Source organism: Kaistella sp., from assembly GCF_032060305.1.
GTDB lineage: Bacteria > Bacteroidota > Bacteroidia > Flavobacteriales > Weeksellaceae > Kaistella > Kaistella yananensis.
Map to the genome: position 1 here is coordinate 2,889 of NZ_DAMBHK010000038.1, position 18,605 is coordinate 21,493.

Sequence of the window (18,605 nt, forward strand, 5' to 3'; positions counted from 1 at the left end):
GTTCTCGGTTCGCTCTGTGCGCTCGGATAAATGGTTAAATCTGAAATTGCCACATGCTTCGGCGCGTTAATACAGTAAGAAATAGCATCGGCAATATCTTCAGGCTGCAAAGCTTTATAACCTTGATAGACTGCATTGGCACGTTCTTCGTCGCCTTTGAACCGGACTTTCGAAAAGTCGGTTTCTACCAAACCCGGCTGAATATTGGTGACTTTTATGCCAAATTCTGTAAGTTCGAGGCGCATTCCGTCGGAAATTACATCAACAGCTTTTTTGGAAGCACAGTAAACAACACCATTCGCATAAGTTTGTCTCGCCGCAACACTGGAAATATTTACAATATGACCGGAATTTCTCTCTTTCATCCCCGGAATTACACATTTTGAAACATACAGCAGCCCTTTCACATTTCCGTCGATCATGGCATCCCAATCCTCCGTATTACCATCGGAAAGAGGTTCTAAACCGTGTGCATTGCCGGCATTGTTCACCAGCACATCAATATTTTTCCAGGAATCGGGTAGGGAAGAGAAGGCGTTTTCAACCTCATGTAGGTGTCTTTGGTCGAAGTTTAAGGTATAAACCTCGTTAACGGATGAAAGTTGTGTCTTGATTTGTTCTAAAACTTCAGTTCTTCTTCCGCAAAGGATCATTCTGAAACCTTTTTTTGCAAGTAATTCGGCGGTGGCTTTTCCAATTCCCGAAGTTGCTCCGGTGATGAGTGCTGTTTTCATTTCAGTATGAGTATTTATCAGAATTATTTAATTTGCATCGAAACTCTGGAACGCGTCCTGGATATGAGTGAGTTGCAGAACGCCCTTTTCATCGGGAAGAACCGTGATAATATCGAATCGAACCTCCTTATCAATCGTCTTGTCCTGCATGAAAAAATCGGTACACATCACGATCGATTTTATCTTTTTCTTCGTCACCGCTTCCTGAGGTTCAATAACGGTGTTGTAACTTCTGGCTTTCACTTCGGTAACAACAATCAGGTCGTCAAACTCAGCAACAATATCGATTTCAGCTTTCTGATATCGGAAATTTCTGGCAATGATTCTGTAATTTTTCTTTTCCAGGTATTCCACAGCAAGATCTTCTGCAAGATTCCCGAAATCGTTGTGTTCTGCCATAATTTTAAAATTTTACTTCAACTTTATTACCGATTTTCATCGAAATTTCTGCTCCGATGATGATGGGGCGGTTATCATAAATATGACCGTTCGGAAAGCCAAAAATCACAGGAAAATCATATTTGGAAATCCGCTCGGCAATGATGCGGTAAGAAAATTCATCGAAGCTTTCTTCGTAGTTGATGTTTTCTTTTTCGTCTTCCATAAGCGTCATTCCGCCAACGATCATCCCTTTGATTTTGCTGAAAACGCCAGCAAGTTCCAGCGACATCAACATCCTGTCCAACGCGTAAAATTTCTCGCCGATATCTTCAATAAAAAGAATTTTGTCTTTGAAATCAAATGAATATTTGGTGCCTAAAAGTGCGTAGATAAGCGCCAGATTTCCGCCTACCAGTTCGCCTGCTGCAATTCCGGATTTATTCAGCTTATTTTTTTTGATGGAATATTCCGGCATTTTTCCTTTCAGAATACCGAATGTCAGATCATAACCTTCCGGCGTTACTCCAAAACCCGACGTTTTAACAGTTTGTGCGTGAATGGAAGCAAAACCTTTTTTCAGTAAATAGCTTTGAATCACGGTATTGTCGGAATAGCCGATATACCATTTGGGATTTTTTCTGAATTCTGAAAGTTTTAAATGTCGCAGTAAATGCTGACAGCCGTAACCGCCTCTGGAAGCCCAGACTGCTGAAATTTCAGGATCGTTCAGTGCCCAGTTCATATCGGAAATTCTTTCTTTCTCTGTACCTGCGTAACTGTAGCCGTTTGAAAACTTTGTATAAAGATGTTTCCCTAAAACCGGCTCGTACCCTTTGTCCCGAATGAGATTTAACCCGTTTTCAAGCTGGGATTTTTCCACAGAACCCGCGGGAGAGATTATGGCAATTCTGTCACCTTTTTTTAAAGACTCCGGGAAAATAATTGAGTTCATTTGTTCATCTGTTTTTGCTCGGTTTTCTCTGCCTCTTCAAGCTGCCTGTCGAACTGGTTAAATTTTTTGAAACTCTGCAGAAATATAAAAATACTGAATCCTACAAGAATAAATCCTACGCCTTTACGGATTTGGTTGGCGAGTTTTTCGGTAAGTTTATCGTGAAACTGTTTCGCCAGATAGATTTTAAAGAAATCGATACCGAGATATGTTGCAACAACCAAAGCCATATACAGCAGAAATTCGTTGAGATCCGGATAAGCATTCCGCACAGAAATTACGGTAACAAGCCAGAAAAGCACGACCCCGATATTAAGGATATTGAAGAAAAATCCGTTTAAAAAAGTCTTGAAGTAATTCTGCCCTATCATTTTTTCCTCACCGGCAAGATGCATTCGGGTTCGGGAAACAATCATGTAAATGGCGTAAATTAAAATGATAAAGGAGGTAATTCTGTAAAATCCGGGATGTTTATCAATAAGCTGTACCAGGTCGGCACTGGCGAAAAAAGCTGCTGCAATACACAGTATATCTGCTACAATTACACCTAAATCCAGTGCCAGCGCATGTTTCGGACCGCGGGAAAAACTGGTTTCTATCAAAAGAAAGAAAATAGGTCCGATGAAGACCAGACTGAGCATAATTCCTAAACCAATGGCAGAAAGTATAAGTTCAAACATCAGTATTGAAATATATGATTCGTGCTGTCTTCAGAAAATTCATAATCCTTTACCACCCTAAAACTGAAGAAACCGTCTTCTATATCGTATGTAATCACGCTTTTATCCTTCATTTTTTCATAATTAAAAAACATTCTCGGCAAGGTATATTCTTTATAAACTCCGCCTTCCAAATAAATTGTTGTTGACCTGCCTTTTTGCGAAGAATATCTTCCTTTACTTCCCTGAATATCAGTTATTCCGTAAGCATAAAGGTAGGTCTCCTGCGTCGGACGTTTAGAAAAAACGTAATTAAACAGGAAGAAACAATTAAAAAGTAAAGGTAATAAAATTAAAAAAAAGACATATCTGTTGATCTGAATCCGGAAAATCCGGAACAGAATAAACCCAATGCTCATCAACAATATAAAGCTGATAAAAAGATTTTTTACCGAAATAAACGTATAAGTAATGATGCTAAAAAAGAGAAAAGCGTTCAGAATAAATCCAAACACTTTTAATAAATCGGTGAGAAAAGCCTTGTAATGCTCCGTCATTATTCAACAATCTTGAAATCCAGCTGCTTCTGGATGAGATTGGCTTTCATTACTTTTATTTTTACTTCCTGGCCTAACTGGTATTGGTTTCCGGTTCTTGTACCGACTACCGCATGAATTTTGGCATCGTACTGATAAGAATCGTCCATCAGATCACGTAGTTTGATTAAACCTTCAGCGCCGCTTTCCGGAATCTGTACCCAGAATCCGAAATCGGCAACCCCAGAAATTACACCGGTGAAGACTTCGCCCAAATGTTTCTCCATGAATTTTACCTGCATGAATTTAATAGAATCTCTTTCCGCATCGGCGGCCAAACGTTCCATCGCGCTGCAGTGTTTGCTTTTTTCCTCAAAATCCTGCTTGTTCGGCGATTTTCCGCCATCCAGATAATGCTGAAGCAAACGGTGCGCAATTAAATCCGGATAACGGCGGATCGGGGAGGTAAAGTGGGAATAATACTCGAATCCCAAACCATAATGACCAATCGGATTGGTAGAATAAATCGCTTTACTCATGGATCGCATCGCTAAAGTTTCAATCATATTTTCTTCGCCCTTGCCTTTTACATCTGTTAACAAACGGTTGAGCGATTCCGCAACTTTTTTTGTGTTTGCTAAATCCATTTTATAGCCGAAAGTGGAAACAAATTCTCTTAGTGCTTCGAGTTTTGTGGGATCGGGATCGTCGTGAATTCTGTATATAAAGGTGTTTCCTGTAGGATCTCCTTTTCGGTTCAGCGAAACAAATTCCGAAACTTTTCGGTTGGCCAGAAGCATAAATTCTTCAATCAGATGATTGGAATCTTTACTTATTTTGAAATAAACACCGATCGGTTCGCTGTTTTCATCCAGGTTAAAGCGTACTTCGCTTCGGTCGAAGGTAATCGCCCCGTTTTTAATTCTGTTTTTTCTTAAAATTTTCGCGAGCCGGTCGAGTACCAGAATCTCTTCTGCCAAATCGCCTTCTTTGGTCTCGATTCTTTCCTGGGCTTCTTCGTAACTGAATCTTCTGTCGGAATGAATAACAGTTCTTCCAAACCATTCCTTTACAACATCTGCATTCTCATCAAGTTCAAAAACCGCAGAAAAGGTATATTTATCTTCATTGGGTCTTAAGGAACACACATCATTACTCAATACTTCTGGAAGCATCGGCACAACCCTGTCAACCAGATAAACCGAAGTCGCGCGGTCGTAAGCTTCGTCATCAAGTCTGGTTCCGGGAACTACATAATGCGAGACATCGGCAATATGAACGCCGATTTCCCAGTTTCCGTTTTCTAATTTTTGTATCGATAAGGCGTCATCAAAATCTTTTGCGTCTTTGGGATCGATGGTAAAAGTGCATATTCCGCGCATATCGCGGCGTTTTGCCACTTCACTGTCGAGAATACGCCGGTCGATTTCTTCCGCTTCCCGTTCCACTTCTTCAGGGAACGTATAAGGCAAACCGTATTCCGCTAAAATAGAATGAATCTCGGTTTCATGTTCGCCTGGTGCGCCTAACACTTTAATGATTTCACCTTCTGGATTTTTCTCACCAGCTTTCCAGTCAGTCATTTTTACAACCACTTTATCGCCATCTTCAGCGCCAGCAATTTTTCCTTTCGGTACGAAAATATCAGTGTTTATGGTCTTTTTATCACATACAACAAACCCAAAATCCTTATGTTTAATAAGTTGGAACGTGCCTACAAACTCATCACGGTTTCTTTCGATAACCTCCAGCACAGAACCTTCAAGCTTTTTACCTTTAAAATGATAGGTGACGATGAGTACCTTGTCACCCTGAAGCGCATCTTTTACGTTTTTCGAATGAATGAAAACATCATCGTCAAGTTCTTCGACTTTAACATAAGCGTTTCCGGCCTGGTTGAAATCGATAATCCCGGTTAAGGTTCCTTCGATCCGGAGATTGATGATGTATTTTCCTTTTTCAGTTTCTTTAATCCGTTCCTCAGAAAGTAATTTGTGAAGTGCCTGGATGACCAGCTCTCGCTGTCGTGGATTTTTATAGTCAATACCATCTGCAATCTGTTTGTAATTATAGACTTTAGAGGATTTCTGGTTCATAAATTTCAATATCAAACGTCCAATTTCCTGGAGTTTGTGATTGTTTTTATGGGATATAAATTTGGTTTTTTTAGCCATGTAAATGGTTTAGTAATTATGGGGTAATGGTTAGCAGCACGAGATTTTTGCGACCCTGTTTTCATGTCTGCCTCCTTCAAAATCAGTGCCGAGGAATATATCAACAATATCAACTGCTAATTCACTGGCGATAAATCTGGCCGGAAGCGCGATCATATTGGCATTGTTGTGCTTACGTGCAAGTTCGGCCAATTCTGGCATCCAGCATAATGCGCAACGGATCTGCTGATGCTTGTTCGCTGTAATGGCAACACCTTGGCCACTCCCGCAAATCAGGATTCCGAAATCGCATTCGCCGCTCTCAACGGCATTAGCGCTGGGATGAACGAAATCAGGGTAATCCACAGAATCTTTGGAAAACGTACCGAAATCTTTTACTTCATAGTGAGTTTCGAGATGTTTTTTTATAATTTCTTTGTAATCGAAACCGGCATGATCACAGGCGATGGCTATCTTTTTCATTTTTAAAGGATATTAGAATTTAGATTTCCTACAAATTTAAGATTATATATAGAAAGAAGTGATTATATAAGCTTTAAATATCATGTTTTTAACGCTTTTTAGCGTGATTTTAATCTGAAATCTGATGCGCAAGCGGGTTTGAAGACTATTCCACAAAACATGTGAGGATAACACGGAATTGGTGTGGATAACTCTTCAAAACAATTGGTTTTATTATCCGTTTTTATTTCCTATTGGAAAATGTTTTTGGAATTTGAAGCAGAATGTTCAGTAAAGTTTCAGTGATCAATTCTTACAGTTGTCCATAAAAACGTTCTCAGGAAAGCTGGAGTAGCAAAATTATTAACAAATGTTGATAAACGTTAATAAACGTTAAAAATCAAATACTTGCACTGTTAATCATTTATGAATTGAACTTCAACTAAATGTGTTGAACTAAAAGGCGTGTTTTTCTCCACAAATCCGTCTTCTACAACAACACTATTCATTTCTTTCTTTTATAAAAAGAATATAATGTAGATAAAATGGGTCTTCGGGGTTTGTGGAATTTTAGCGGGAAATAAATTTTTATTCAGGTGAATAAATATTAAATTTGTGAAACTAAAAAACAAAGGATTTTTATGAAAACAGTGAACGATTTCAATTTTAAAGATAAAAAAGCATTGGTGCGTGTAGATTTCAATGTACCTCAAAGTGCTGATCTGAAAGTTACGGATAATACCAGGATTCAGGCAGTAAAACCTACCATTGATAAAATCCTGAATGATGGAGGTTCCGTGATTTTAATGACTCACCTCGGACGCCCAAAAGGCAAAGTAACTGAAGAATTTTCTTTAAAGAATATCGTGGGTGAAATAGAAACGGTTTTAGGGAGAACAGTTAAATTCTGTGCAGACTGTATTGGGAATGAAGCGACTGAAATGACTTCAGAGCTTCAGCCCGGAGAAATTCTGTTACTGGAGAATTTGAGGTTCTATAACGAGGAAGAAAAAGGAGATAAGGAATTTGCTAAAAAACTTTCTAAATATGCGGATGCTTATGTAAATGATGCATTCGGCACAGCGCACCGTGCGCATGCATCTACCGCCATAATTGCAGAATATTTCCCTGAAACTAAATTTTTCGGTTTACTGATGGCAAAAGAGCTTGAAGCGGTAGAAAAAGTTTTGGGAAATGGAGAAAAACCTGTTACTGCTATTCTTGGAGGATCCAAAGTTTCGACCAAAATTACCATTATAGAAAATATTTTACCGGCTATCGATAACTTGATTATCGGAGGTGGAATGTCCTTCACCTTTATTCGTGCGTTGGGTGGACATATCGGAAATTCTCTTTTAGAAGAAGATAAGTTAACGTTGGCATTAGAAATTCTGGAAAAAGCCAAAGCACAGAATGTAAAGGTATTTTTACCGACAGATGCTGTAATTGCAGATGAATTCAGTAATGACGCAGACAGAAAGGAAGTTGATATCTATGATATTCCGGAAGGTTGGATGGGAATGGATGCGGGATCCAAATCAAGAGTTCTTTTCCATGATGTAATTATGAATTCCAGAACAATTTTATGGAACGGCCCGATCGGAGTTTTCGAAATGCCTAATTTTGCGGCTGGAACTATAGCTTTAGGTGACAGTATTGCAGAATCTACCGAACTCGGAGCTTTTTCACTTGTTGGTGGGGGCGACAGTGTTGCTTTTGTAAAACAGTTTGGTTATGATGACAAAGTAAGTTACGTATCCACTGGAGGAGGTGCGATGCTTGAAAGTTTGGAAGGAAAGGAATTGCCTGGCGTAAAAGCAATCAACAGTTAATTGATGATATTATTAATTAAAAAGTTTCCGGTAATTACGGAAACTTTTTTTTTGCTAAACTTTGAAAACTTTTTTAAAATTGAATAAAAACAATAAAAATCGACCTTCATAAATACTTTAAAAATCGAAAAACTATTTTTTTCCGATAATATATATCAAACTCGAAAATTCGTCGTTTTTTAATGCTTTAAAATTAGAAATCGCTCCGAAAACAAAACCTTTTAGCCAAAAAAGCGGTGAATTTTTATATTTTTCGCTCAACATTGAAATATAGAACGCATCGAGCAGGAGGGGCTTAATATATTTAATTTTCCACTTTTCGTTATTCATTAATTTCTGCATTCCGGTCTTCGAGAAATGATAAATATGTCGGGGAACATCATAAGCTGCCCAAAATTCCCTGTATTTTTTCGCATCATAAGAGGTGTGATTGGGGACCGCTATAATCAGTAAACCATTGATTTTCAGTTTTGAGTGAAATATATTTAATATATCTTCTTGATTTTCAATATGTTCGAAGACATGCCACAGGGTGATCGCATCAAGTGAATGGTTTTCAATACTGCTCAGGTCCTTTATAATTTTAGTTTTTGACAATTTCTTTAGAGCAAACTCAGCGGCTGACTGATTAGGTTCGTATCCAAATGTTGTAAAATCATCTTCAATATATTTCAAAAACTCTCCGGCACCGAAACCATAATCCAACACATAAGCATTTTTATGAAGTTCCTTTGCAACAATATTTCTTTTGAAATTCAAATTAAATCTCTGTAAAAATTTATACAGTTTATGTTTTAAACCTTTTTCATCCTGATAGTGCGAAATATAATCGGTGCTTTCATAATACCGGCCTATATTCTCCGGAACGGGATGGGTTTTATAAATTCCCGTAATAGAAGTTTCTTTGATTTCAAAGTCTTCTTTGGTCAAAAAGTGATCTTTAATTATCATAAAATGATTAGACTGTATTTAGAGGATATTGATGTTTCACGTGAAACATCAAGATAATTATAAGATGATTTATCTGCCCAAATAAATAAGAAGTACGTTGATATCGGAAGGTGATACGCCGCTGATTCTTGCTGCCTGCGCAATGGTTTTGGGCTGAATTTTATTCAGTTTTTGTTTGGCTTCAGAAGAAAGTGAACCTATTTTAGTGTAGTCAAAATCATCCGGAATTCTGATGGTTTCCAAACGGTTTAGCTTGGCTACATTTTCTTTTTCTTTCTCAATGTAACCTTTGTATTTGATATTGATTTCAGCCTGCTCTTTAACTTCTCCTGTAAATTCCTTAGTTTTCTCACCAATAAAATCAATTTCACTCAGTTTTTCAAGCGTCATATTCGGTCTTGTAAGGATTTGCGACGCGCGGTATGCCTGATCGACAGGAGAGGATTCAATAGATGCGAGGATAGGATTGATAATCCCGGGTTTCAGAGACGTAGATTTCAGATATTCTTCCAGTTCATTACTGGCCGCGATTTTATTTTCTACGTTTCTGAGCCGTGTTTCATCTGCAAGACCTATTTTATGTGACTTTTCAGTTAATCTGATGTCGGCATTATCCTGTCTTAAAAGCAGCCTGTATTCGGCCCTGGAAGTAAACATACGGTACGGTTCTTCGGTTCCTTTCGTAATTAAATCGTCAATTAGAACGCCGATGTAAGCTTCATCACGGTTGAGAATGAATTCTTCTTTCTCGTGAACTTTGTTGTGTGCATTGATTCCTGCAATTAGTCCCTGTCCGGCAGCTTCTTCATAACCGGTTGTACCGTTGATTTGACCGGCAAAATAAAGGTTTTCTATAAGTTTTGTTTCAAGGGTGTGATGAAGTTGAGTAGGAGGGAAATAGTCGTATTCAATAGCGTATCCGGGGCGGAAAACTTTTACATTTTGGAATCCTGGGATATGCCGCATCGCTTTAATCTGAATATCTTCAGGTAAAGAAGAGCTGAAGCCGTTAACGTATATCTCTACCGTGCGCCAGCCTTCAGGTTCTACAAAAAGTTGGTGTCGTTCCCGCTCTGCAAAACGGTTGATTTTGTCTTCAATACTTGGGCAGTATCTTGGCCCAATACTCTGTATTGTTCCGTTAAACATAGGGCTTCTGTCGAATCCTTCTCTCAATATTTCATGAACCGTTTCGTTGGTATAAACAATGTGACAGCTTAGCTGTTTTGTAAGTTTTGGCGTATCGGAATAGGAGAATTTCTGCGGATTTTCATCTCCTTTCTGTTCTTCCATTTTAGAGTAATCAAGGCTCCTGCCATCAACACGCGGCGGGGTACCTGTTTTCATTCTTCCTGCTTCAAAACCTAATGATACAAGCTGTTCTGTAATCCCGAAAGCTCTGGGTTCGCCCATTCTTCCACCTCCCAGTTGTTTGTCGCCAACATGAATTAAACCGTTCAGGAATGTTCCGTTGGTTAATACTACAGATTTAGCTTTAATTTTTATTCCTAATGAAGTTACAACGCCCGTAACTTTGTGGTTTTCGATGATGAGGCTTTTCACCATATCCTGAAAGAAATCAAGATTTGGTGTGTTTTCGAGGGCAATACGCCATTCTTCCGCAAACAACATTCGGTCATTTTGGGTTCGTGGAGACCACATGGCAGGTCCTTTGGAGAGATTCAGCATCTTGAACTGAATTGCTGATTTGTCCGCAATAATACCGGAATATCCGCCCATAGCGTCAATTTCGCGTACAATTTGTCCTTTGGCGATGCCGCCCATGGCAGGATTACAGGACATTTGGCCTATGGTCTGCATATTCATTGTAACCAAAAGAGTTTTAGATCCCATATTGGCTGCAGCAGCTGCTGCTTCGCAACCTGCGTGGCCGGCGCCGACTACGATTACGTCGTATATCTCGTTGATCATGTATATTAAAATGATAATTAATGATTGAATGTTTCACGTGAAACATTTAATAAATTTTAATACCCGTTAATCGGATACTGCAATTCATGTTGAATTTGATTGAGTAAACGGGGTGGGGTACAGAATGAATTATCTCTTATTCAGATAATAATCTTCTTTACTGCGCATTTCTGCGATTTCTTCGTCTGTCTTGTCCATATATCCACAAAGGTGAAGAACTCCGTGTGCTAAAACCCTGAAAAATTCAGATTCAAAATCTTTAGACAAAGTTTGAGCGTTATCAAAAATGCGCGGCAAAGATACAAAAATATCTCCTGAAATGGTTTTGCCCTTTACATAGTCGAACGTGATGACATCGGTGTAATAATCATGTTTTAGATATTCTCTGTTAACCTGGAGTAAATACTCATCATCACAGAAAATATAATTGATTTCACCTGGCTTTTTACCTTCAGAAAGGATAATATTTTCCAACCTGTTGCTTAGGTTGGCTTCGATTTCGATTTTATCGATATCTTCAAAGAAAAATTGTATCATATTAAAACCAGTGTCCAAGAATTACACTAAAAATATTATTATTACGGTTCAAAGATTTGCTGTAATTGAACTTTATCTGCCCAAAAGGTGATTTATAACCTGCAGTAATACCTGCCGATGACTCGGTAATATGTAAAATATCATCAACTTTAATATCATTAAAGAGATTTCCTATGCTTAAGTTGGCATCGAAAAAGTAATTTTTATAAAAATTAAATTGGAAGGTATTTGCTGCGATAAGCATGTTTTTGGAATATAACTGCCCGAATTCATAGCCTTGAAATTTAAATAGGTTTCCCATATTCTGCTCGAATATTCCACCGATCCTATAATGGTAGTAAGGAGAAAGCTCTTCCCCAACCGTAACTCCGCCGAATAATCCAAGCCGGTAAGTAAACCACGAATTCAAAGGAAAATTGATCTGGGACACGATTTTTAGCTGAACCGTTCTTCCTTCCTGCTCATCATTAAGAAGATCCAGTATCTTTCCTTCGGCATAAAGGAATAAACCTTTTGTAGGAAAACTGGTATTATCCTGGGTATCGGTTTTAATAAATACATAAGGATTGATGAAGTTATGGGCATTCGAGTAGTTAGACTCTGATATAAGCTTAGCTTCGTAGTAATCGTGGCTTATACCGCCACCAATGGCGTATTTATCCCGCCATACGGACTGGATAAAAGCTTCGTTTCGGAACCAGTTCCATTTTTCGTACACATTAGCATCGATATCGATTAAATCCAGCGTCATTCCGGAAGCATAAACACCAAAACCCGGAATATATCCGTTATCGATAAAATAGTTGAGATAGTATCGCGGTTTATCGCCAACCACCACATCCAGAGATACCGTAGAGTTTCGGAAAAGGAGTCTTTTTGCCGTGGCGTTAAGAAGAAGCCCGGTTTTGAATACTTCATCGTAATGAAGCCCGAATTTTAGGAAAAAACGCGTGTCCTCTTCGGTAACATTTAGTTTTAAATAATTCCGGTCTTCCTGTTGCGTGATATCGTAATTAATCAGCCTGTAATTATTGGTTGCATACAGCCTGTCAATCATTTTATTGATGCTGCCATAGGTCTGTAGTGAAGGTACACGGAGATTCATTTTCCCTTGTACATAGTTTTTACCGAAAATATGATTGTTTTCGAGAATCAAGCTGTCAATTTTATAGACATTGGAATATATCGAATTCAAAGGTACCCTCAGAAGATCAGTTTTTCTTTTTGGCAACAGCGAAAGCGTTTCTGCATATTTTTTGGCCTCTACATAACCTGAATCTAATATGGCAGCCTTAGCATCGTAACTTGTAGCGCTCATTCCCGTTAAATCCGGATGAATATTGATATCAGTATAATGATACTGGTTTTTGGTTTCTTTCTGAATTCCAAAATCAATCACCTGATTCAGGATATCAATGGCACTCTGCAGATTTGCTCTGTTTGCTAAGCCCTGGCTCAGATCCACACCAATAACCACATCAATTCCTTTATCTTTAAGTGGTTTTGAAGGATAGTTGATGGTCATTGCTCCATCGATATATAGAGAATCATTGATCATCACCGGATCCATCAAAGAAGGAAACGCAGAACTTGCCATAATGGAACTCACCAGATCACCTTTCTCGAAAATCTCAATTTTTCCGCTTTCTAAATTGGTTGCAATACACATAAAGGGAACAGGAAGTTTCGAGAAATCATCAATTGTAGAAACGTTTTTAAACAGCTCCTTTAAAAGATAGATGTTTTTTTGACCGGTAGAGATTGCTTTTGGTAAAACGTTGAATTTACCGTCTTTAACAGGGATATTAAGAATGTACTTATCAACGGATTTATCGAAAAAGGTGGTTTCTTTACGCGTTTTTTCGTTTGCGATGATGGTGTAAAAATCGGTTTCCATTACAATCTTTTCGATCTCTTTCCCTGTATATCCTGAAGCGTAAAGACCGCCCACAATCGCTCCCATGCTTGTTCCCGAGATATAATCTACTTTTACGCCCAGCGAATCAAGAACTTTTAAAACCCCGATATGCGCAAAGCCTTTGGCTCCGCCGCCCGAAAGAGATAAACCTATCTTTGGATTTTGTGGTACGGTAAAACCTTCCTTTACCTGTGCATTAAGGTAGAAGTTTATAAATAAGGCTGAAAAAAGCACCAGTATTTTCTTCATTAATTTTTGATATAAATTCTCTTTACACGTCTTGAGATCGAAGTTAAAACTTCATAAGGTATTGTTTTACAGTAATTTGAAAATTCTTCGAGAGAAGGATTGGAATTGAATATAATCACTTCATCTCCCTCCTTTGCGGCAGCATCTCCAATATTGATCATCATCATGTCCATACACACATTGCCTACAATAGGAAAAAGCTTCTTCGCGATGCCTACCTTTCCAACTTCATTTCCGATAAGCCTTGGGATTCCGTCCGCATAACCTACCGGTATGGTTGCGATCTGCGTACTGTTTTTGGTTGTGTAATTCCTGTTGTAACCAATTGATTCTCCTGCATTAACCGTTGAGATCTGTGAAATTACGGTTTTAAAACTTACCGCACCCTGCAATTGTTTTTTTATTTTTTCATTGGAAGAAATTCCTACCATCCCGATACCAATTCGAACCATATCAAACTGATAATCAGAATAATGTACAATCCCGGAAGTGTTTAAAATATGTCGTATGGGTTGGTAATGTAACCCGGAAATAAGATTATCGGAATTTTTTTTGAAAATTTCAATCTGCTCTAAAGTGTAATCTTTTCCTTCAGGAACATCAGCAATGGAGAGATGACTGAAAATGGAGGCAACCTTTACATTCAGATGCTTCAACTTTTCAGTAAGTATATTTAGTTCATCTTCCTTAAAACCAAGCCGGTGCATACCGGTTTCCAGTTTGATGTGGATAGGATATTTCTCCTGAATTCCTTTTTGAGCGAGCTGTTGGGTGAACAGGTCAAGTACCCGGAAACTGTAAATTTCCGGTTCCAGATTATAATCAATGATAATGTTATAGCTGTGCTGCTCAGGATTCATCACCATAATGGGAGCAGTAATCCCGTTTTTTCTTAAATCTACCCCTTCATCTGCATAGGCAACGCCAAGATAATCAATGTGATGATGCTGGAGAAACTCGGCGATCTCGTAACCGCCAAGCCCGTAAGAATAAGCCTTTACCATTGCCATCATTTTCGTTTCAGGCTTTAAGAAGGCTTTATGCACATTGATGTTGTGCAGAATGGCATTAAGGTTTACTTCAAGAACAGTATCGTGCTTCTGAAGTTCCAGGTGATTTTTAATTTTTTCAATTTCGAATTTCCTTGCACCTTTTAAGAGAATCAGTTCGCTTTCGATCTGATTAAGAATATGACTATCAATAAGTTCATTAACGTTATTGAAAGTATAAGCTTCAGCTTTAAAGTCGTTTTGGTAATTAATTATTTCATCGCCAATGAGAATTATTTTACTAAAATCCTGCTGGTTTGTGATTTTAACAACTTCACCATAGAGCTGTTCAGCGTTTTTTCCTTCGACAATATCGGTAAGAATAAGCGTCTTTTTTGGTTTGTTATATTCCTTGATAAACTGGTAAGCAATTTTTAAAGAATCCAGATCCAGATTAAAGGAATCGTTGATGATAAGATTATTCCGAAGTCCGTTGACACTTTCCAGACGCATTTCTACAGATTTCAGGGTATTGATCTTATCAACAATCTGTTTGAAATTAAACCCAAATTCCTTCAGAACCGCCACAACACAGAGCGCATTTCTCAGTGTCGCTTCGTCTCTTTGCTGCGCCGGAAGCTGAAAGTCATCATTGAAATAACGGATCTGTAATGGTTCAGACTTATCATTCGGATCATTCGTAATGGTAATATCATTCCGGTGTTTCAAACCATATGATATTAAATTTTTACATGAATAGATCTCGTTTATTTTATTGTATACCAAATCATTGTCACCATTAAAAATAATAGTTTCAGAATGTTTGAAAAGTTTTATTTTTTCTTCTGTCAGTTCTTCTTCGTCCACAAAATTTGAGGAATGTGCTGAACCGATATGCGTAAGGACACCAATTTGAGGTGGGAAGATATCTTCCAGAATTTCCATCTCGCCGGGCTTGGATATGCCCACTTCAAAAATCCCCACTTCATGTTTTCCGTCAATTTTCAGGAGTGAAAGTGGAAGTCCGAGCTGCGAATTGAAACTTTTCGGGCTTTTCACCGTATTAAAATCTGTAAACAGACTTTGATACAGCCATTCTTTTACAATGGTCTTTCCGTTGCTTCCCGTAATCCCTACCGTCTTCAGATTAAAAAGTGAAAGATGATGCTTTGCCAGTTGCTGGATGAATTTTAATGAATTTTCTACAATAATCCAGGTAATATCTTGCAGACCCGCGACTTGATGTTCAGAAATAATGATTTTAATTCCTTTTTCAGCGGCAGCCTGAATATATTTTTCGCCGGAATTTTTTTGGTTATTAATGGCGATAAATGCAGTATCTGCCGAGGAATAGAGGGTTCGGCTGTCGAACGAAATCGTGGTCACCTGCAGACCTCCTTCCCCAATTAATTGGGATTTTGTGAGGTCTGCAAGTTGTTTGGTCGTGTAATTCATTTGTTTTTCCGCTTCAGAATTTCTTCGTTAAAAACCTTCCGGCTTACCGCTTCGTAACTCTCGGTCTCACCCAGTTGTACCAAATCTTCACTGGCTGAAGTCCGCATCGAGTAATGGGCAAGATTTCCGGTTCTTTTACAGATGGCGTGAACTTTTGTAACATATTCCGCTGTAGCCATCAGATTGGGGATCGGCCCGAACGGCCTGCCCATAAAATCCATGTCGAGGCCCGCGATTACCACCCGCACTCCGTTATTGGCCAAAGTATTGGCAACTTCCACCACACTTTCATCGAAAAACTGCGCTTCATCAATCCCTACTACATCGCAGGTAGAACCCAGCAATAGTATTTCGCTCGGGCTTTCCACAGGCGTACTCCTGATCTTATTTTTGTTGTGCGAAACAACTTCTTCTTCGGCGTATCGGGTATCGAGTTTCGGCTTGAAAATTTCAACATTCTGGCCGGCCATTTCAGCACGCCGCAGCCGCCTGATGAGTTCTTCAGTTTTTCCCGAAAACATCGAGCCACAGATAACTTCCATCCAGCCGCTTTGTTTTGCGTGATTAATTGTATTTTCTAAAAACATTTGTTAATTTAGCCGTGATATTCAAAGCTCAAAAATACGGAAATTTAATAGACTTTATTATGCAAAATCTCCAGGACCTACAGGAAAAAATTTTTTTTGAATCCAAGACAATTCTCGAAACACTTTCACGGATCAATTCAAAAGAAGAACTTCTCACCAAGCAGGATTTATTTGCAGAAGTAACCGACAGAATTGCATTTCTCAGGATTTTGGAGAAAAATAAATACAGTTTCATGAGCGATGATAGCGTGGAAAAACCGGCCCAGGAAGAATCCAGAACTTTTTCCGGAAACGAAATCATGAACCCCGAATTCAGCCATTTTGATGACGCACCACTGGAAGAAGATATTATTGAAGAAGAGGTGATGTTTACCAATGAGCTTAATGAAATTGAAAACGAGGAACCTGAAGTTTCTACAGAAATATCTGCTGAAAAACCTTTGGAAATTGAAGAAGAAGCGGTAGAAGAGGAACTGCTGGCAGCTATTGAAACTGAATACAGCTATGAAGAACGCATTGCACAGAAAGAAAAAGAATTTCAGGAACTTGAAGAACGCCGGAGAAAAATCGTAGAATTCAACAAAGAAGATGTAATTCATCCTCAGAAACCGGAAATTTTTCAGGAGGAAAAAAAACCTGAACATCATTCCGTCGAGAAAAAAATTAAACTGGCCCATATAAAAGGCTTAAAGGTTGTGCAGAATCTTTTCGATGAAGATCCGCTGGAACGGCTTGAAGAAGAAAAAACCCACATGGCTGAAACTAAAACAGAATCCGGAAGTATTTTAAAAACAAATATTCCTACGGATTTTATGGAGGCCGAGAAAAAGAAAAACGAATTCAGACTCGATTTGAATGATAAGGTAGCGTTTACAAAACTTCTTTTTAATGGCGACGCAGACGAACTTAAAACGACTGTTGATAAACTGAATTCCTTTGATAATCTTGAAGATGCGAAACAGTATTTAAGCGAAGTGTATTATCAAAAAGATTGGGGAAAAGTGGATGAATATGCACAGAGACTTTGGAACCTCGTAGAAAATAAATTCTTGTAACGGTTACAGATGAAAGGAATGATAACTAAGATGGAGGATTTTCAGAATGTATTCTTCATAGGCGTCGCCGGTGTGGGCATGAGCGCTATTGCACAATATCTTAAAGGAATCGGTAAAGAAGTTTCCGGAAGCGACCGCTATTTTCATCCCGGTGAATATAACCGCACAAAAGAGCAACTGGAAGCAGCAGGGATCCATTGTTTTTTACAGGACGGAAGTGGAATTTCAGAGAAGACAGATTTGGTTGTAGTATCCACAGCGATTGAAGACACCGTTTTTGAAGTTCAGAAAGCTAAGGAATTCGGAATTTCCATCATAAAAAGAAGCGAACTTTTATCCATCATCGCCAAAAGTAAGAAAACCATTGCTGTTGCCGGAACTTCCGGTAAATCAACCACATCAGCGATGTTATATCAAATTTTACTTGATGCTAAATATGAGCCCAGCATTATTTCTGGAGCAGGTTTAACTTCCATCATTAAAGAAGGTAAAATTGGCAACGCCGCGGTGGGCAAAGGAGACTGGCTCATCATTGAAGCCGATGAAAGCGACGGTTCGATTGTTCAGTACGAACCCGAAATCGGACTTCTTTTAAACATCGATAAAGACCATCAGGAAATTGATGAACTCATAGAATTGTTTACTGTTTTTAAAAATAATACCAAAGGTTTATTCGTTGTAAACCAATCGAATACACTTGCCAAAACACTGTCGGCAAATCCTCAGAATGATTTTGGTTTTGAAAAAGAAGATGCGGGATATGCGGCTCAGAATTTTGACCAGAACAGACTTTCATTAACATTTGATCTTCATAATCAAAAATTTCAGATGACTTCTCTCGGCAGACACAGTGTTGAAAACGCCGCCGCAGCCATCGCAGTGGCCCATCAAATCGGAGTGCCTTTGGAAACCTGCGCGGCAAGCCTGTCAAAATATGAAGGGATTTACCGCCGTCACCAGATTTTAGGTCAGAAAAACGGCGTGTGGGTCATCGATGATTATGCGCACAATCCGGCCAAATGTGCCGCGAGCATCAGGGCCTGTCAGCCTTTGGCAGAAAAAGTAATTGCCTGGTTTCAGCCTCATGGCTATGGCCCTACAAGATTTCTGCGCCACGATTTTGTAGACGAAATCTCAAACGCGCTAAGACCTCAGGACGAAATATGGATGAGCGAAATATTCTATGCCGGCGGAACTGCTGTGAAAGATATCTCCGCAGATGA

General features: G+C 38.8%; 16 protein-coding genes. 3 read left to right on the forward strand and 13 right to left on the reverse strand.

The features are described 5' to 3' along the window. The 7 genes from V5N63_RS06935 to rpiB form a co-directional block, all read right to left on the reverse strand. On the reverse strand, positions 1 to 734 hold a 734-nt coding region (locus V5N63_RS06935), incomplete at its 3' end, for an SDR family NAD(P)-dependent oxidoreductase (protein ID WP_332033360.1). A gap of 27 nt (positions 735 to 761) precedes the next feature. Then, complete coding sequence (locus tag V5N63_RS06940) at positions 762 to 1,133, reverse strand: YraN family protein (protein ID WP_332033361.1); 372 nt, start codon at positions 1,131 to 1,133, stop codon at positions 762 to 764. Between the two features lie 4 nt (positions 1,134 to 1,137). Continuing rightward, positions 1,138 to 2,067 carry a S66 peptidase family protein gene (locus V5N63_RS06945; RefSeq protein ID WP_332033362.1) on the reverse strand — a complete coding sequence of 310 codons (930 nt, stop codon included), beginning with the start codon at positions 2,065 to 2,067 and terminating at the stop codon, positions 1,138 to 1,140. Continuing rightward, positions 2,064 to 2,747, reverse strand: coding sequence for a LysE family translocator (locus tag V5N63_RS06950; RefSeq protein ID WP_332033363.1), 684 nt, complete (start codon positions 2,745 to 2,747; stop codon positions 2,064 to 2,066). Before V5N63_RS06950 ends, V5N63_RS06945 begins: the two co-directional genes overlap by 4 nt. Next, a complete protein-coding gene (locus V5N63_RS06955) occupies positions 2,747 to 3,283 on the reverse strand; it encodes a hypothetical protein (RefSeq protein ID WP_332033364.1) in 537 nt (178 codons plus the stop codon). The genes V5N63_RS06950 and V5N63_RS06955 overlap by 1 nt, the downstream gene beginning before the upstream one ends. Then, the gene (rnr, locus tag V5N63_RS06960; protein WP_332033365.1) at positions 3,283 to 5,436 is read right to left on the reverse strand and encodes a ribonuclease R; all 2,154 of its coding nucleotides are present in this window, start codon (positions 5,434 to 5,436) and stop codon (positions 3,283 to 3,285) included. The genes V5N63_RS06955 and rnr overlap by 1 nt, the downstream gene beginning before the upstream one ends. Positions 5,437 to 5,466: 30 nt before the next feature. Beyond that, positions 5,467 to 5,898, reverse strand: a complete 432-nt coding sequence (gene rpiB / locus V5N63_RS06965) for a ribose 5-phosphate isomerase B (RefSeq protein ID WP_332033366.1) — start codon at positions 5,896 to 5,898, stop codon at positions 5,467 to 5,469. Between the two features lie 620 nt (positions 5,899 to 6,518). Between rpiB and V5N63_RS06970 the strand changes: the two genes are divergently transcribed. Further along, complete coding sequence (locus tag V5N63_RS06970) at positions 6,519 to 7,709, forward strand: phosphoglycerate kinase (RefSeq protein ID WP_332033367.1); 1,191 nt, start codon at positions 6,519 to 6,521, stop codon at positions 7,707 to 7,709. Positions 7,710 to 7,841: 132 nt separating this feature from the next. Here the strand turns inward: V5N63_RS06970 and V5N63_RS06975 are convergent, their stop codons facing one another. From V5N63_RS06975 to V5N63_RS07000, 6 genes are all read right to left on the reverse strand, one after another. After that, positions 7,842 to 8,660, reverse strand: coding sequence for a class I SAM-dependent methyltransferase (locus V5N63_RS06975; RefSeq protein WP_332033368.1), 819 nt, complete (start codon positions 8,658 to 8,660; stop codon positions 7,842 to 7,844). A 69-nt stretch (positions 8,661 to 8,729) separates the two neighbouring features. Next, entirely contained in the window at positions 8,730 to 10,592 is a 1,863-nt protein-coding gene (gene mnmG, locus V5N63_RS06980; RefSeq protein ID WP_332033369.1) for a tRNA uridine-5-carboxymethylaminomethyl(34) synthesis enzyme MnmG, read from the reverse strand. Between the two features lie 129 nt (positions 10,593 to 10,721). Then, on the reverse strand, positions 10,722 to 11,129 hold the full coding sequence (ybeY, locus tag V5N63_RS06985; RefSeq protein ID WP_332033370.1) for an rRNA maturation RNase YbeY: 408 nt from the start codon (positions 11,127 to 11,129) through the stop codon (positions 10,722 to 10,724). Between the two features lies 1 nt (position 11,130). After that, entirely contained in the window at positions 11,131 to 13,296 is a 2,166-nt protein-coding gene (locus V5N63_RS06990; RefSeq protein WP_332033371.1) for a patatin-like phospholipase family protein, read from the reverse strand. Further along, the gene (locus V5N63_RS06995; protein WP_332033372.1) at positions 13,296 to 15,740 is read right to left on the reverse strand and encodes a bifunctional UDP-N-acetylmuramoyl-tripeptide:D-alanyl-D-alanine ligase/alanine racemase; all 2,445 of its coding nucleotides are present in this window, start codon (positions 15,738 to 15,740) and stop codon (positions 13,296 to 13,298) included. The genes V5N63_RS06990 and V5N63_RS06995 overlap by 1 nt, the downstream gene beginning before the upstream one ends. Further along, positions 15,737 to 16,327, reverse strand: a complete 591-nt coding sequence (locus tag V5N63_RS07000) for a thymidine kinase (RefSeq protein ID WP_332033373.1) — start codon at positions 16,325 to 16,327, stop codon at positions 15,737 to 15,739. The genes V5N63_RS06995 and V5N63_RS07000 overlap by 4 nt, the downstream gene beginning before the upstream one ends. A gap of 59 nt (positions 16,328 to 16,386) precedes the next feature. On the opposite strand from V5N63_RS07000, the gene V5N63_RS07005 reads away from it, so the two are divergent. Further along, positions 16,387 to 17,382: a hypothetical protein gene (locus V5N63_RS07005; protein WP_332033374.1), complete on the forward strand. Its 996-nt coding sequence runs from the start codon at positions 16,387 to 16,389 to the stop codon at positions 17,380 to 17,382. Positions 17,383 to 17,391: 9 nt separating this feature from the next. After that, positions 17,392 to 18,605, forward strand: a 1,214-nt coding sequence (locus tag V5N63_RS07010) for a Mur ligase family protein (RefSeq protein ID WP_332033375.1), incomplete at its 3' end; no start/stop codon positions are given.